This window comes from Kibdelosporangium banguiense, from assembly GCF_017876405.1.
Classification (GTDB): domain Bacteria; phylum Actinomycetota; class Actinomycetes; order Mycobacteriales; family Pseudonocardiaceae; genus Kibdelosporangium; species Kibdelosporangium banguiense.
Map to the genome: position 1 here is coordinate 4156753 of NZ_JAGINW010000001.1, position 17085 is coordinate 4173837.

Consider the following 17085-nt stretch of genomic DNA (forward strand, 5'->3'; position numbering starts at 1 on the left):
ACTGAGCCGCAATGGGTACACGCATGCCTCGAGACAGGTTTCTGCCCGGCCCGGATCACCGGATACGCCGTTGGTTCGCGGCTTTCCTGGTAGTCGCTGTGAGCGCGGCTCTCTACGGGCCGGCATTCAGCGACATGTTCGAACGAACCGTTCCGGTCGCGGGACCGGCTTCGGGGCCCGGTCAGCGGTGGGGTACCGCAGACGGGCTGGCCCATGAGGCCGGTGATGGTAAAGGCAATACGGCGCAGGCTAAATCGCTGCAGTCGAAGTACCCGCCGATCCAGGCTCAGCCGAGCCCGGCAGTCCAGGCCAACAAGACACAGGTCCTGAACACCGAGCCGAAGGCGGTTCGTGGTTTTGACGCCGCCACGAGCCGCGAACTGCCCGATCGCCGCAAGCGGAACGAGCGCACGTTCGAGAACGCCGACGGCACAGAAACGACCGAGTTCACCAAGGATCCGATCAACTACCGGCTGCCAGACGGCTCCTGGCAGCCGGTGGACACCACGCTGGTGCCCACCGGTGCGGGCTGGCGGAACCGCGCTGACCAGGCCGGTGTTTCGTTCGGTCCCAAGGCGACCGAGAACGATCTGGCCAAAGTGGACTTGGAAAAGGACCACTCGCTGGCTTTCGGTGTCGCTGAAGCGAACCCGGTAGCCGGTGAGGCCGCTGGAAGCACAGTCACCTACAAGGGCGTGCGGCCGGACTCGGACCTTGTGCTGGAGACACAGCCCGGCCTGGTGAAGGAGAGCCTGATCCTGCGGTCGGCGAAGGCGCCGCAGAGCTGGGTCTTCCCGCTTACCCTGACCGGCCTGACCGCAGCGGTGGTCGATGGCCAGGTGCTGCTGCGCGACGAGCTGGGCACTGTCAAGGCGACCATTCCCAGCGGGTTCATGTTCGATGCGTCCCCAGTGGACGACCACACCGGTGAACCCCCGACTTCGTACGGCGTGAAATACCAACTGGTACAGCACGCTGGACAGCAGGCGCTGCGGATGGACCTGGACTCGAAGTGGCTCAATGCACCGGGCCGCGTCTTTCCTGTCACCGTGGATCCACCCATCGATATGCGTGACGCGGCTTCGAGCATGTACGTGCAGCGCAACAGCGATGGCCAGAATTTCAGCCGGGTCGACGGCGATCTGAAAGCCGGGCACTCCTTCGACAGCGGTGGCAACTACACCGCCGCCAGCTACCTGGCGTTCCCGGGTGTCGAAGCCACTCTGGCCAACCACAGGATCTTCGGTGCACAGCTCGCGCTCACCAATTACCACTCGTGGTCGTGCAGCGCCCGGCCGGTCACGGTGCACCCTGTGCTCGAAGGATGGCAGGCCAACAACCAGAACCGGTTTCCTGGGCCGGCTTACGGCGATGCACTGGCCAGTCCGAGTTTCGCCTATGGCCACATTCCCCGGGGAACGACGAAGTCCCCCTGCCCGGCCGCGACCGAGGCGATTGTGCTCGGGGACGCCGGTCGTGATCTCGTCCAACGCTGGGTCAAGGGCCAGCAGCCCAACCATGGCCTGACAGTACGGGCGTCCGAGACGGACGCGTATGGCTGGAAGAAGTTCACTGGCGCGGGCACAGCCAATCCACCTCGCCTTTCTGTCACGCACACGCCGTACGACGCCTCATACAAGTTCATCTCGACGGTGCCCGAACCGCCGGTCACGAGGCTTCAGGGCGGCAAGATCAAGATCCAGGTCACCAACCTCGGCGCGGAGAATTGGGTTCCCGGGCGCTATGCCTTGGCGTACCGGTACTTCAGCGCGGACGGCCAGTACCGGGGCTGGCATGAGTCCGCTGACCTGCCGCAGGAGATAGGCCGCGGGGCGTCAGTGACGCTGGATGCCAACATCTGGCAGACACCACCGGGCAGCTACCGGTTCGAGTTCACGATGATCAAACGCGGTATGGCCTTCTTCACCGACGAGCAGATCCCACCGGCTGTGCTTGCCTTCCAGGTGGTGGACGTCCCGCCTGCGGTCACCGCGCAGTACCCGCCCAACGGTCACTCCGCACCCACCTTGACGCCCAGTCTATGGGCGCAGGCGATCGACATAGACGCCCCGCCGAACTCTTCGTTGCAGTTCCGGTTCGAGATCTGCGACAAGGACGAACGCAACTGCTTCGACTCAGGCAGGCAACCGTCGGCGACGTGGACGGTTCCGGCCGGACGGCTGGTGTGGAGCAAGAACTACAAATGGCGGGTGTTCGCCTTCGACGGCACGTCGGAGAGTCCGAAGACGCAATTCAGCAACCTGCTCACGGCCGTGCCCCAGCCGGAGATCACCTCGAATCTGGGCAACGCCCCGTATGGCGGCAACACCAACGACTTCAACCCGCAGGTCGGCAACTTCACCACCAGCGCGGTGGATGTCTCGGTCGGCAGCGTCGGCCCGGAGCTCAACGTCGTCCGGACGTACAACAGCCTCGACCCCCGGCCTGGCAACGCGTTCGGCACCGGCTGGTCGACGAGGTACGACATGCGCATCGTCCCGGACGGGGACGGCACAGGCAACGTCGTGGTGACTTATCCGGACGGTCAACAAGTGCGTTATGGCGCGAATCTTGACACGAATGGAAACCCGAACGGTGGCAGGCTCATCCCACCGCCCGGCCGGTACGCGACTTTGGCATCCGTCCCCGGTGGTGGCTGGACGCTTCTTGACAAGAACGCAGCACTGCATGTGTTCCGGGCCGACGGCAAGCTCGCCGAGGTCTACGACAATGCCAAGCGATCGGTGGTGTTCACCTACGGCACCGATGGGAAACTCGCCACAGTCACCAACCCGGCAAGCCAACGCAAACTGACTTTCACCTGGTCAGGTACTCACGTTGGAGCCGTGACGACTGATCCTGTCAACGGATCGCCGTTGACATGGACCTACACGTACGAGGGCGATCGCCTCACAGCGGTGTGCGACCCCAACGCAGGGTGCACTCGCTACGACTACACACCTGGATCGCACTACCGGGGCGCCGTCCTCGACTCCAAACCGGACTCCTACTGGCGGTTCGGCGAGTCTGACGGGACCACTGCGGCCAGCGAGATCGCGGTCAACCTGGGCACTGACAAAGCGCAGTATCGCGATGTCACGCTTGGCACTCCGGGCGTGCTGGGGGCGACAGACAACTCGGCCGCGACATTCAACGGCGGGTCCTCCTTGGCGACGCTGCCGAGCGGCTTGGTGAAGAAGAGCCGTGAGCTGACTGTCGAGATGTGGTTCAAGACCACCAACGGCGGAATGCTGTTCGGTGCGCAAAGCAAGCCATGGGAGCAAGACGACACCGGTGCGGTGCCAATGCTCTACGTTGGCATGGACGGGAAGCTTCGCGGACAGTTCTGGACAGGCACGGCCAACCCGATCACCACGCCGAACCCGGTGAACGACAACCAATGGCATCATGTCGTGCTGTCCAGTTCGCTCGTCGCGCAGACGCTGTATCTTGACGGGCAGGAGATAGGGACCCGTCAGGGCGTCATCAACCACAGCACCTTCACATACAGCCAGATCGGTGCTGCTCAGACCAAGAACATCTCGACTTGGCCGTCGCTGCCGCAGACACGTGGTTTCTTCAGTGGAACGATCGATGAGGTCGCGGTCTATCAGCATCCAGTCGGCCTGACGGCGGTGCGGGCACATCATCAGGCCCGTGCCGGTGGTGATCAGATCGCGGCAGTGAAGCTCCCGTCAGGCCGCGTGACCGCGCAGCTCAAGTACGACAATGCGAACGCCCGGCTGCGTGAGTATGTCGACCGCGACGGCGGCACATGGAAGATCGATGTGCCGACGGTCTCCGGGACGACCAACAACATCGTCCGTACCGTCCGGGTGGCGGATCCTGCCAACCGGCCGCATTACTACGACTACGACCCCGTCCGTGGGCGGATCCTCCGTTACCTGGCACCACTTGGTATGGACACTCGGCCGGAGGACCGGCCGCCGACCTCGACGACCACGCGCCCGCCGCCCACATGCACCACGCCTCCGCCTGGCGAGCCGGTTTTCTGTGATGTGCCGATCGAAGGTGGTCCGGGCTCGTTCCCGCCTGTCGACGTGCAGGGCGCGCGCACCTTTGATTATGACGAAAACGGCTTCCAGAGCACGATCATCGACGAGAACGGCAGTGGCGTCACGCTCACGCATGACGATCGAGGCAACGTCCGTTCCCGCAAGACGTGCCGGACCGGACCGGCTGACTGCCAGACGGCCTATTTCGAGTACTTCATGACCGACAATCTGACCGATCCACGGCTGGACAAGATCGTCGCGTCCCGGGACGCGCGGTCAGCCAACGCCACAGACCCCGCGTACCGGACCAGTTACACGTACACGTCCCGAGGTGAACTCGCGACACAGACGACCGCGGATGGCGCGGTCGTGCGGCACGTCTACAACGAGGACAGGGAGCCTGCGTACGACGGCGGGGGCGCGCCGAACGGGCTGGTCAAGACCAGCACGGATGCCCGAGGCGCGATCACGCGATATTCCTATTACCGCAGCGGTGACCTCGCCGAGGTGACAAGCCCGTCCGGACTGGTCACCCGCTTCACCTACGACGTGCTGGGCCGGCGGATCTCGTCGAAGCAGATCTCCGAATCCTTCCCAGCCGGCCTGACCACGACGTACGAGTACGACAAGCTGTCCAGGCCAACTGCGACAACCGCGCCGCCGACAACGAACTCGATCACCGGCGTGAAGCACACTCTCAAAGCGACGACGACCTACGACGCGGATGGACGGCCCGAGCGCGTGGAGGCCGTCGACACGACCGGCGGTGATCCGGCTCGAACGTCCACAATGGCCTACGACGACCGAGGTCGTCTCGCGCGCGTCACCGACGCTGAAGGCCATGAGACCAGCTACGGCTACGACGTGTTCGGCAACCGCACTTGGCAGGTCAACGCGGCCGGTGTGAGGTACGAGTTCGCCTACACCGCTCGCAACAAGATCGCCGAGATCCGGCTCCGTGGCTGGAACGGCGATCCGGGGCAGGCGCCTCCGGGACCGGCGGACTATCTCGTGGTCCGGTCCTACGCCTACGACCTCGCCGGTCAGCTTGTGCGGCAGACCGACGCCATGGGACGCACCACGCGTTACCGTTACTACACCGATGGCCTGCTGCGCCAGGTGATCGCCGCTGGAGTGCACAATCCGGACGGTTCCACGCGGGACATCGTCCTGTCGGACAACACCTACAACGGTGCCGGGCACTTGACTCGGCAGACCACTGCGGGTGGCCGGAAGGCAGCGTTCGAGTACGACGGTGTCGGCCGGATTGTCAGCAGCACAGCCGATCCGGACGGACTCAAACGGCGTACAGGGTTCCAGTACGACGCCAACGGGAACGTGACCCAGGTGGCCCGGACCGGCAACGAATCCAACACGGGCGCCTTCAACGACGCCTCGGCTGAGATCGTCGACTTCGGGTATGACGAGGCCGGTCGGCAGACCAGTGAGAGCGTCCACGTTGGAGCAGACCGTCTCGTCACGTCCCGGGCTTACGATCAGCGGGGCCTGCTGACAGCACAGACGGATCCGCGAGGTACCGAAGAAGGCGCCGACCGTGCGGCGTACACGGCGAACATCACCTATGACGAGCTCGGTCGGCCGGTGGTCGTCACGGCCCCACCGGTGTCGGTAGAGCAAAACGGTGTTGCGCCCGAGATCAAGCGTGCTGAGACCAAGACTGGCTACGACACCTTCAACGCGCCGACACATGTCAAGAACGCTGCTGGGCACACAACCCGGACGACGTACGACAAGGTAGGGCGGGCGGTAGATGTTTCGCTGCCTGACTACACCCCTCCCGGTGCGACGCAACCGATCAAGGCAAGTGTCCGCAGCGAATACGACAGCCTGGGCAACGCCGTCGCGGTGACCGATCCGCGAGGGGCGGTCAGCAGGTTCGCGTACGACCAGATGAATCGCCTTGTCACGCGCACAGAGCCGAAACCGGACGTGCCAGGTGAGGCCGGTGGTACATGGCAGTACACGTACACGCGGGTCGGTGAACTGCTGTCGGTAACTGATCCGTCGGGTGCGCGCACCGAGAGCACGTACGACGACCTTGGACGTCGTGTCACGAGCAGTGTGCTGGAACGTAGGCCCACTCCAGGGACGTTTACGAGTTCGTTCACCTACAACGATTCCAACGACCTCATCGCGAGCACGTCACCGACCGGTGCGACAAGCCGCTTGGCCTATGACACCGTCGGTGCATTGATCACGGCAACGAGCCCATCAGGTGTCAAAACCCAGCTGGGTTACGACCTTGCCGGGCGCAGTGCCAAAGCCGTCGACGGTCTGGGTCGTGCGCAGCGCATGGCATACGACCCCGCAGGCCGGTTGAGCAAGGCGATGGATCTCGCGCCGGACGGCAGCCTCATCAAGCAGACCAAGCTTGGGTATGACCGTGCTGGCAACGTCACCTCAGTCATCGACCCATTGCAGAACACTGCGCGGTTCACCGTTGACGCTCTCGGCCGTGTCACCGAACAGACAGAACCTGTCTCGCCCACCGAGTCCGTCAAGACGTCGTTCGGCTATGACGTCGTCGGCAATGTTTCGCGATTCACCGACGGCCGCGGCAACACGACTCGGTACACAGTCAATCCCTGGGGCCTGCAGGAATCTGTCGTCGAGCCAGCCACTCAAGCCCATCCCGCATTGGCTGACCGGACGTGGACAACCGCGTACGACGCCACTGCCAACCCGGTCAGCACAACAGCTCCCGGTGGGGTCCGGCGTGATCGGACTTTCGACCTGCTCGGCCGATTGACCAAGGAAACCGGTCCCAACACGGCAGACCGGGTGGCCGCCTACAACGAACTCGGTCAGGTGACGCGGGTCAACGCGCCAGGTGGCGAGAACACATTCGCCTACAACGACCGCGGCGGTCTGCTCAGCACTGCCGGGCCTTCCGGCGACTCAGGCTTCGGCTACGACGCGGACGGCAACGTCACCAGCCGGACGGACGCCTCAGGCACGTCGACATATGGATATGCCAACGGCCGGCTGAACTCGATCACAGACGGGATCACCGGCACTGCGCAAACGTTGGCCTACGACGACACCGGCGCGGTTTCGAGCGTCAACTACGGCAACGGCCGGACTCGTACGTTCGACTACGACAACCTTGGGCGCCTCAAGACCGACACTGTCGGATCAGCCGCGTCGATGACGTACTCCTACGACTTGGCCGACAGGTTGACTTCAAAAACGACCCAGGGTGTTGCGGGCGCTGGCGCGAACACCTACTCCTACGACTTCCTCGGCCGGCTGACGTCGTGGACCGGCAACGGCTCGACCACCGACTACGGCTGGGACCCAGCCGGAAACCGGATCCGGGCAGGCAACAAGACATCGTCCTTTGACGAACGCAACCGCCTGCAGTCCGACGGGACAAGCAGCTTCGCCTACACGCCGCGCGGAACCCTGTCCACCAAGACAACTGGCGGCACCACCGATTCGTTCACCTTCGACGCTTTCGACCGCCTGACCAAACAAGGCGTTGTCGGCTACTCGTACGACAGCCTCGACCGCGTTGTCACCCGTGGCGCGACATCGTTCAAGTACAGCGGCGGTACCAACGAGTTGGCTTCCGACGGCGCCTCCAGGTTCAGCCGGGGCCCGTCCTCCGAACTCCTCGCCACATCCGCCGGCTCGGACAAGCGTTTGGCCGTCGCAGACCAGCACGGCGACCTTGTCGGCGGTTTCGACCCGGCAGGCGGCTTGACCACGCTGGCCGACTCGGTCACCTTCGACCCGTTCGGCAAGCCTCTTGCCACCGCGGGGGTCAAACGTCCAATCGGCTATCAGGGCGACTACACCGACCCGGACACAGGCAACGTGAACATGACCGCCCGCTGGTACGACCCAGCCAACGGCGCGTTCCTCAGCCGCGACTCCGCGACGCTGTCATCCCGCGAATCCAATCGCTACAGCTACGCCATCGGCTCCCCGACGAACTACTCCGACCCCAGCGGCCACTCGATCTGGGGTGACTGGTGGGACAACTTCGACTGGAAGTGCGCACTGTACGTCCCAGGTCTTTCTGACTGGTTCGGCTTCTGCCCAGGCGGAGGCGGTGCCGGCGGAGGCGGCGGTTCTGGTTCGGCGGGACCTTGTTCCAAACTCGGTCCTGAGATCCTGGCTTGGGGCGGCTCGCCGTGCTGCAACAGCGGCGGCAAGAAGGGTGACGCCCAACTCGTCGGCTACAACACCTGCGGCAACAGCAACGGCGATGGCACCGGTACTGGGTCCGGCGGCGGTGGAGGAGGCGGTGGTGGCGGTGGAGGTGGCCGCTGCCGCAAGGCGTGTAAGCCAGGCTCTGGCTCAGGCCAACCCGCGCGTCCCCGTCCCGACCCGGCCGTCGCCGCTCGCGAGGCGGCCCACCAGGCCGCCCGCAACAACCCGATGCCGATCCCGCAGGCGATGTTCGTGCCGCTGTACGGTTCTTCGTTCACTGCGCCTGTGTCTGCGGCACCGGACATGCCATCGAAGACAGCGAGCGACTACCGGGCACCGGTCGAGGACGTCAACCGCAGCTACCAACGGCTGCACGACTCATTGCTCGTCGACAACGACGTCCTGCTCGGCCATGTCAAGAGTTCAGCCTCAGCCCCATCCGAAGGCGTCGTTATCCAGGTAGGTGGCGACGACTGCCCGCTCTGGAGTTGGATCTGCGATACCGGAGACGCGGTCGGTGATGCCGCTTCAGACGCAGCCGACTTCGTTGCCGACAAGGCCGACGACATCGGCGGCGCGTTGCTGGGCGTCGGCGGCATGCTGGGTGGCGGTCTGCTGATGGTTGGCAGCGCAACGGTGGTCGCTGGTGGCGTGGTCACGTGTGGAACAGGTGTCCTCTGCCCTGTCGGTGGTGGGGCTATTGCTCTTGGCGCAGGCGGATTCCTGCTTGGTGGCGGCGTGCTGGCCGCTGGCGCCGACCAGTTCTACCAGAGCATGGACAATCTCTTCGGTGGCAACGGACCGTCGAGCGGCGGACCGGGACCTGGCGCAGCCAACAAGGCGCCAGAGCCGCCTGACGTGTCAGAGCTTGCTGCGAAGATCGACCCTGACAAGCTGAACATGACAAAAACGGTCGAGAACCATTTTGGCGACATCAACCGGAAGGGAGAGCCTGCTCGTCCTTACATGAACTCAACGCAGGTGGTGCGCGAGATCATGGCTGGAAGCAAGCCGGTTGCCGATCCGCGTGGTACGCCTGGCGCTGTTCGTTGGGACACTCCCGGCGCGTTCAAAGGGTCGGCGGGAACGTGGGAGCTGGTGATTGATACAAATACGAATACGATTCTTCACTTCAACTTCGTGAGGTAGTAGGGTGATCAAGTTCGATGTCGTGTCTGGGCATTCCCTTGCGGGGGTGCTGAAGTACAGCCGTTCTGACATGGGCTTCTTCTTTGAAGTGTCCAGTCGGTCGGAACTGGCTGCGCGGGTGGGGGATCGGGGTCGAACGAGCCTTGTTGTCGATTCCCTTCAGCTTGAAGTCTCGGTTGAAACCGGTGAGGTTTTGTATGTTTGGGGTTACTGTCCTGAGACGGCGTGGTCCTCAGGTTCGGTTCGACCTCCGGGTTCCGCTATAGGGAAGGTTGTGGCTGAAGTCGATCTTCCATTGGAAGAAGCGGTTTCTGTCTCGATCTCGAAGTTGCCTTGGTCAATCACTTACGATCGCGATTCGGGATGGTTTCGAATTTTTTGTGCTGACTCGCAGAGCGAGGAGGTGATCGAAATCTCTCCCGGTATATTGCTCGGTCTGTCTGAGGCGGAACTTAGTTCGATCTGGCTGCGTCCGCAGTTCTGTGATTGACTGGAGCGAATCTAGTGAGATGACGATGGACATTCATGCGGAGAACGTTGCCGTGCTCTTGTTGGTCAGTGCGATGATCGGGTATGTGTCACGCGGAGTGCAAGCGATATCCCTTGAAGTTCTTCCAGGGCGTGTTGTGCTCTATTTTGCGGCGACGGAGCGAACTGTAGAGATCGAAGAGGATGTTACTGAGATCGCAGATGAGCTGGTAACCGGCTACGAGTCCGGGTTTGACGGTCCGTCACCGACGGTAGAGACCGATATTTACGTGGGATTGGTTGACGATGGATGGCCTGGCCGGAAAAAGCGCTTTGTGTACTGGTCAAAGGAATCCTATTTGGCGATATCGAATTCACCTGACGTGTGATGGATGCGAAATTTCGAACCCTTGTCAATGGTGTGAGCGTCCCTGAGGAGTGAAGATTCCTGATATCGCAATGAAGGCGCAACGGAAGGGGGATTGTCGGATATCAGGGGCTGGGTGGCCTATCTATGAAATGGAATTCGAAAGGCGGAACATGAAGCTGGCCGTCACGGTTGGAGACAACGGATACGTTGTGGGCGCGAACCCTAAAGGTGGAGGGTGATGTGGAAATAAAGGTGATGGCCGACTATGAATCGAGTCTACTGTGGCTCACCGCGCCGCCATCCGATATTGGAAATCTTTCACTGAGTGAAGTGCCTATCGTCGTGGTCCGCATGTCAAGGGTGATACCTGGGCGAACGTCCAGTTGGGGGAATCGAGAGTTCGATGAGGCTGAGACAGCTGTTGCTTGTGCCGATTGTGGTTGGGCTGGTGGTGGGGTGTGCGAGTCCGCAGGAAAGTGTGGTGCGGGAGTCGGCCAGTGTGGTGACTTCCGCGAAGCCGGAAGTGCCGTTCAAGCTGAGGTTCACAGCGAAGACGTTGGATGGGGCTGACTTCGCGGGTGAGAGCCTGGCTGGGAAGCCTGCGGTGTTGTGGTTCTGGGCGCCGTGGTGCGAGTACTGCAAAGGTGACGCTGAACTGGTGGCCAAAGTGGCGAAGGCCAGCGTGGGCAAGGTGACGTTCGTCGGCGTGGCGGGCAAGGACGATCTGGAGCCGATGAAGAAGTTCGTGGCCGACCACAAAATGGATGGCTTCCCGCATCTCGCGGATCTGGACGGAGAGCTGTTCAAAAGGTCGCGGGTCAGTGGTACGCCGACACTCGTGTTCTTCAGCGCGGATGGAAAGACCGACGTGCACTACGGCTCGATCGAGGAACGTGAGCTGACCAAGAAGGTCCGGGACTTGGTTGAGTAGGTGCGCCTCACCCGTTCGTCCGTTGTGAGGGGCGGCGTGGGGTGGTGTGATGCCCGGCATGCGTCGATACAGCGTCGTACTGGTCGGGCTACTCAGCGTTATGTTTCTGGCTCCGGTGGCGGAGGCGCAGACGGGGCCTGGGGCGGTGTCGCACTTTGGGCTGGCGCGCAAGGACTGTGTTGGGACGGCGCGAAATACCGGCAGCAAGGTGTGGTTCACGGTTGCTGATGGGGTGTTGTCCGACGTCTACTCGCCGACGATCGACAACACCAACGTTGAGACACTGCAGTTCATCGTGACGGACGGTAAGAGTTTCACCGATCTGCAGTCGAGGGACATGGCGTACACGGTCAGCGCTGACCGGACCGGGATGGCGTGCCAGGTTCGGTCCCAAGCGAGGAACTACCGGCTGACCACGGACTTCATCACGGATCCGGCCCGAGACAGCGTTCTGATCAAGGCCAGGCTCGATGGGCCGAGGGACCTGAAGCTCTATGTCAGGTACGACGCGAGTATCAACGGCAATGGTGGGGGCGGGCCGCAGAACGGGGGCGCGGACAGCGCGACTGTCGACCAGGCGCTGATCAGCAGTGACACCAACACCGTTACCAATGCGCCGAACCGGGACTACGGCGTTCCGTTGCATGGGGCGCTCAAAGCGGATCGGCCATTCAAGATGGCCAACAGCGGGTACGTCGGCACTGAGTCGGATGGCCTGGTACAGCTGGACAAGAACCGGAAGCTGACGCCGAACACCGCCACTGCCAACGGGAATGTCGTGCAGACAGCCCAGATCGACGGCCAGGAGGCGACGCTTGCCCTGGGCTTCGGGCAAACCGCCAGGCAAGCCGTCAACACGGCCTGGGCGAGCCTGAACACGCCGTTCCACAAGACGCAGGAGCGCTACATCCAAGGCTGGCGCGACTACGAGCGCAAGCTCAAGCCCACGAACGACTGGCTTTCGGTCAACGTCCTGAAAGCCAGTGAGGACAAGACATTCCCGGGTGCGGTCGTCGCATCTCTGGGCAGTCCCTGGGGACAGGCCGTGAGCGCGGGCGACATGCCGGGTGGAAAGCCGGTGTACTTCGGTTCGTACCGGGAGATCTTTGCCCGCGATCTGTACGAGAGTTTCAGTGGGTTCTACGCGGCGGGCGACATGCAGACCGCGAGGGCGACCGTTACCTGGCTTTTCAAGAAACAGCAGCAGCCGGATGGCAGGTTCCCGCGTAACTCCATGGTCAACGGCAAGAAGGCGCCTGACTCGGGTGGTGACCAGCTTGACGAGACGGCGTACCCGATTCTGATGGCGCTGCAGGCTGGGTTTGACAGGGACAAAGACCTGTACACGAACCACATCCGGAAAGCCGCGGACTTTGTTGTGGCGCATGGGCCTTCGTTCGGGAGTGAACGCTGGGAGGAGCAAGGCGGTTACTCGCCCTCGACGATCGCCGCCGAAATCGCTGGTCTGACGGCCGCAAGCGTCATTGCGGCGAGGAATGGCGACCAGCAAAGAGCGAACGTCTACCAGGCGACCGCCGACCATTTCCAGCGGAGCATCAAGAGCTGGACAGTCAACGACGGCACCTTCATCCGGCTTTCCAAGACCGGCGATCCGAATGCCCCGATTGAGTACAACCTCGGCAACGGGTCGGTCACCGTGGATCAGCGGTCTGTTGTGGACGCCGGGTTCCTGGAGCTCACGCGCCTGGGCATCCTGCCGCCCAACGACCCTGAAGTCACGCGGAGCCTGCAGAAAGTCGATCAGGTCATCAAGAAGGAAACGCCCAAAGGCCCGGGCTGGTACCGATACGGAACATCCACACCAGGCTCGGAAGACGGCTACGGGGACTGCTACGAGCCTGACCCCACGACGTGTAGCCCGACCGGAAAGCCTTGGCCCACAGGCAATGTGGGCAGCGGTCACCTCTGGCCGGTCCTGGCGGGTGAGCGGGCCGAACACTACCTGGAGCTTGGTAACAGAAGGACTGCCAAGCAGCTGCTCGACGCGATGCATACCCAGGCGTCCGGCGTCGGCCTGATTCCCGAGCAGATCTGGGAGAACCCGGCCGTGCCGGAGTCTCCGTTCGGCACCGATCCCACGACGGCGAGTATCGGATTCAAGCCGGGCGAGTCGGTTGGGTCGGCGTCCCCGCTGACCTGGGCACAAGCCCAGGCGGTCCGCCTGACGCAGGGGATCGCGGCTGGCCGGCCGGTTGAGCAGCCCGCTGAAGTGCGAGCCAGGTATGTGGATCACGGCCCGCCCGGAACCCTCTCGATCACGTTGAACGCGCCCGCGCAGGTCAACGCGCCGACCGTGACCGTCACCGGAACCGCCCCAGCCGGAACCAGGATCGACATCACTGCCACGGCAACCGATGCGGGCGGAACCACAACAGCAGTGACTACAAGGTCGAACGGGACGTTCACCGCCGAGCTGCCGGCAAAACTGGGCACCAACGTGATCACGGCCGCGGCGACGCAAGGAAACAAAACCGGCTACGCGCAGAAGAACGTCGGCTCGGACTTCGTTGAAGGAACGGTGTTGCTGAACCACACCGACCCGGACAACGACGACAACGGCCCTGGCACGTATGCCTACCCGCTGTCCGCGGACTTCCACCCGGGCGCTTTCGACATCCAGCAGTTCCAGGTGATCGACACCGGCGACCGCTTCGTGCTGCGGGCCAAGCTGCGCAACCTCTCGCCGACGTTCGGCTCGCCGTTGGGCGCCCAGCTGCTCAACATCTACGCCCGCGACCCGGCGATAGCCAAGACATCCACAGCCGCCCCGTATCCGTCGAGGAACTACCAGGTCGACCCGTGGAACCGGATGATCGAGGTGCAGGGCTTCGCCGATCCGGTCTTCGTCGACGCCGACGGTGTTCCGCTCGGGGACGCCACGGTTCAGGCGAGCGAGACGTCGAGGTTCATCACGGTCAGTGTGCCGAAGTCCGCGCTGGGCAATCCGACTGAGTTCACGGTTGTGCTGACGGGACAGGAAGGTGACAGTCCGGACCGGGCCCGCAGGTTCGCCGCGAACCCGGAGCAGTACGTGTTCGGAGTCTGCGTGCCCGGCGGGACGAGCCGGGTCTGCGCGGTCGCGCCCACGTCTGTGCCGAAGGCGTTCGACGTGATCACGCCTGCTGGTGTGGATCAGGCTGCCGAGCTGGACCCGACCAGGGGAACGGTGGTGATCAAGGCCGTAATGGTCCAGACCTTGACAGGGCCGGCGTAGGGCACTCAGTCTGGTGCTGCCGCCGCACCCTGTGATGAAGGGACCTCGTCGTGCGCAGATCCCCGTGGTTCGGCCGAATTCTGATCGCGTTCTCGCTGGTGACCGGCTCGACGCTGGCCTCCGGCGAGGCGCAGGCCGCGGCGGCCCCGATCGACAGTGTCGTGCCTGTCCCGGTTTCGGTGCAGTCGATCGCGAACGTGACCTACAACCTCACATCCAGTACCCAGATCAGGGCACAGGCAGACGCGACCGGGCCCGCGAACCTGCTCGCCACAACGCTCCGGCGCTCGACCGGGTTCGCCTTGCCCGTGTCGCAAAGCACCGGTGACGGCATCACGTTGCAGCTGTCCGGCGCCGATCCGCAGGTCGGTGCCCAGGGATATCAGCTGGACGTGGCCACGACCGGTGTGACGATCAAGGCGACGGCACCGGCGGGCCTGATCAACGGTACGCAGACCCTCCGGCAGTTGCTGCCGCCCAAGATCGAGGCGTCGACTGTCCAGAACGGACCCTGGCCGGTGCCGGGCGCCCGGATCCTGGACTATCCACGGTTCGGTCACCGAGGCGCGATGCTTGACGTGGCAAGGCATTTCTTCACGCCGGACGTCGTCAAGCGGTACATCGACGAGATCGCCCTCTACAAGATCAACTATCTGCACCTGCATCTGGCGGACGACCAGGGCTGGCGGATCGTGATCGACAGCTGGCCGCGGCTGGCCACGTACGGCGGCAGTACCCAGGTCGGCGGCGGCGCGGGCGGGTACTACACCAAGGCGCAGTACACCGACATCGTGAACTACGCCGGCGAGCGCGGGATCACGATCGTCCCGGAGATCGACATGCCGGGCCACACCAACGCGGCGCTCGCCTCGTACGCCCAATTGAACTGCAACAACACCGCGCCGCCGCTGTACACCGGGACGAATGTCGGCTTCAGCTCGTTGTGCGTCCCGAAAGACGTGACCTACCAGTTCGTCGACGACGTCGTCCGCGAGCTGGCAGCGATCACTCCCGGCCCGTTCATTCACATCGGCGGCGACGAGGCGCAGTCCACATCGGACGCGGACTATCGCACGTTCATGAACAAGATCCTGCCGATCGTCACCAAGTACGGCAAGCAGAACATGGGCTGGCACGACGTGGCCAAGGTCAACCCGCCGACGTCGGTCATCCCGCAGTACTGGGGAACCACCACGTCCAACTCGTCGGTGGCGGCCGCGGCCGGCCGGGGCAACAAGATCCTGATGTCGCCGGCCAACAAGGCCTACCTGGACATGAAGTACAACTCCAGCACTTCGCTGGGCCTGAACTGGGCCGGGTACATCGAGGTGCGCACGGCGTACGACTGGAACCCGGGTTCGTACCTCAGCGGTGTCGGCGAATCCGCGGTCCGCGGTGTCGAGGCTCCACTGTGGTCGGAGACGATCCGTACACGCCAGGATATCGAGTACATGGCCTTCCCGAGGCTGCCCGCGATCGCGGAGATCGGCTGGTCGCCGTGGTCCAAGCACAACTGGGACGCCTTCCGGCAACGCCTGGGCGCGCAGGGCCCGCGCTGGCAGGCGATGGGCGTCAACTTCTACCGGTCAAGCCAGGTCCCCTGGGCCTGACGCCGACGCGGGACGTGGACTCCCGTGGCAGCAGAGTCGTGGGCACCACCCGGAACCGCGGTGCCGCGGGTTCGCCCGCGATCTGTTTCATCAACAGGTCCACGGCCTGCTGGGCCATCACGGGCGCGTTCAGGTCGACGGCGGTCAGCGGCGGCTGAGTGCCGCGGGCCAGGCCGCTGTCGACGCCCACGCCGATGATCATGTCGCCGGGCACGGTGATCCCGCGTTCCCCGGCCACGGTCAGCAGTCCGCTGGCAAGCCATTGCGGTGGAACGAAAACAGCGTCCGGCGGGTCCGGCCGGTCCAGCAGCCGGGCGACGGCGTCGCGCATGCTGGTCTCCTGCTTGTCCCGGCGGGCCAGGCTGAGTATCGGCTCCTGGCCGTGGTCGGCGCACCAGCCTTGATAGGCCGCGATGCCGTCGGTGAACCACGACCAGTCGATGTCCACGGTCAGCATCCCGATCCGCTGGGCGCCTTTGGCGGCCATGTGATCGCACATCGTGCGAGTCGTCCCGGCGCTGTCGGCGATCACGGTCCACCGCTCGTGCGGCCGGGCATCGTGGTTTCCCACTGTGACCAGGGGGAGTTCGAGGTCGTGGAACATCGCCACGCGCGGATCGTCGCGGACCGGGTCGACCACGATCCCGCCGTCGAGCGCGAAGCGGTGCAGGTCGCCCGCTGATTCCAGCGGCGGCAGCTGGACGAGTGCCTGGTCGTGCTGGAAGGCCGCATCCACCGACGCGGTCAGCAGCTCGAGGTAGAAGTCGATCTCGATTGGCTGGCGCCGCCTGCCTGGGGCCAGCGGCAACAGCAACGCGATGGTGTCGGTCCGGCCGGACCGCAGGCCGCGTGCGTTGCGGTTGGGGTGGTAGCCCATCCGGTTGGCGACCTCGATGACCCGCTCCCGGGTCACGGTATCCAGCCTTCCCTTGCCGTTCAGGGCGTGCGAGACCGTGGTTACGGAGACTCCAGCCTCCTTCGCGACCTCGCGGATGCTGGGCCGCGACTGCCTGCGTGCCATGGGGTGAGCCTACGGGATCGAGCGCCAAAACGTTTTGGCATGTCCGGACTGGCGATGTTGTCTACTGTGGAGCGAGGGTGCTCCTTCCAAAGTAGGACGCGCGACA

At 63.8% G+C, this 17085-nt stretch carries 7 protein-coding genes; 6 read left to right on the forward strand and 1 reads right to left on the reverse strand.

The window, feature by feature from the left end; all coding sequences use genetic code 11:
- Nucleotides 1-23: 23 nt before the first annotated feature.
- The 6 genes from JOF56_RS58060 to JOF56_RS19700 all read left to right on the forward strand — a co-directional run bounded on the left by JOF56_RS58060 (nt 24) and on the right by JOF56_RS19700 (nt 15958).
- Nucleotides 24-9344, forward strand: a complete 9321-nt coding sequence (locus JOF56_RS58060) for a LamG-like jellyroll fold domain-containing protein (RefSeq protein ID WP_281065454.1) — start codon at nt 24-26, stop codon at nt 9342-9344.
- Nucleotides 9345-9348: 4 nt separating this feature from the next.
- Complete coding sequence (locus JOF56_RS19680) at nt 9349-9834, forward strand: hypothetical protein (protein ID WP_209640169.1); 486 nt, start codon at nt 9349-9351, stop codon at nt 9832-9834.
- Between the two features lie 19 nt (nt 9835-9853).
- The gene (locus JOF56_RS19685) at nt 9854-10201 is read left to right on the forward strand and encodes a hypothetical protein (RefSeq protein WP_209640172.1); all 348 of its coding nucleotides are present in this window, start codon (nt 9854-9856) and stop codon (nt 10199-10201) included.
- 384 nt (nt 10202-10585) lie between these two features.
- Nucleotides 10586-11113, forward strand: a complete 528-nt coding sequence (locus tag JOF56_RS19690) for a redoxin domain-containing protein (RefSeq protein WP_209640174.1) — start codon at nt 10586-10588, stop codon at nt 11111-11113.
- A gap of 100 nt (nt 11114-11213) precedes the next feature.
- Nucleotides 11214-14348 carry a glucodextranase DOMON-like domain-containing protein gene (locus JOF56_RS19695; RefSeq protein WP_245379750.1) on the forward strand — a complete coding sequence of 1045 codons (3135 nt, stop codon included), beginning with the start codon at nt 11214-11216 and terminating at the stop codon, nt 14346-14348.
- 50 nt (nt 14349-14398) lie between these two features.
- A complete protein-coding gene (locus JOF56_RS19700) occupies nt 14399-15958 on the forward strand; it encodes a beta-N-acetylhexosaminidase (protein WP_209640181.1) in 1560 nt (519 codons plus the stop codon).
- Here JOF56_RS19700 and JOF56_RS19705 read toward each other — a convergent pair.
- Nucleotides 15921-16979, reverse strand: a complete 1059-nt coding sequence (locus JOF56_RS19705; RefSeq protein WP_209640184.1) for a LacI family DNA-binding transcriptional regulator — start codon at nt 16977-16979, stop codon at nt 15921-15923. The genes JOF56_RS19700 and JOF56_RS19705 overlap by 38 nt on opposite strands.
- Nucleotides 16980-17085 lie beyond the last annotated feature (106 nt).